The organism is Qipengyuania thermophila (assembly GCF_004153605.1).
Lineage (GTDB): Bacteria > Pseudomonadota > Alphaproteobacteria > Sphingomonadales > Sphingomonadaceae > Qipengyuania_B > Qipengyuania_B thermophila.
On the sequence record NZ_SDSI01000017.1, the window covers coordinates 1 to 466 of the forward strand.

A 466-nucleotide genomic window follows, 5' to 3' on the forward strand; every position below is an offset into this window, starting at 1 on the left:
CAATGCAAAGAAGGGAATGCTAAAGCAATTAATACTAGGGATGGGATAGAAATTCACATGATTTCCATTATTTCTGATGAAATAAACCTTAAGTCTCACCTTTTTCTTTGATATAAAGAGATAACTGAATAGGTAACCACTCTGAGGATAAATACAACAATAATTATTACAGAGTCATGAACTCTTGAAATATGCTCCATAGTCCTAGAAACAGGATCTTGAAAAGATATTTGACCTCAAATTCTCATGGGCAGGGGGAATTTATCCATCTAAACACTTACAATGTTTCACTTTTTCAGCCACCCTGCCTTGACCAGGCACAATCTGCTCCTTTGACTTGACAAATCAATGTTCTATCATTAAACTGCTAGTCCTCAGGCTTGAGCCTCTTAGGAGGTACAAACTCCCAGTCTTCAAAGACTGTAAGGACTCACGTCATCACTTTTGTGTGTATTCCCTTGAATAC

General features: G+C 37.3%; 1 protein-coding gene. It reads right to left on the reverse strand.

The features are described 5' to 3' along the window. Window positions 1-95: 95 nt before the first annotated feature. Entirely contained in the window at window positions 96-230 is a 135-nt protein-coding gene (locus ETO60_RS11540; protein WP_390612840.1) for a cytochrome c oxidase subunit II transmembrane domain-containing protein, read from the reverse strand. Between the last annotated feature and the right edge of the window lie 236 nt (window positions 231-466).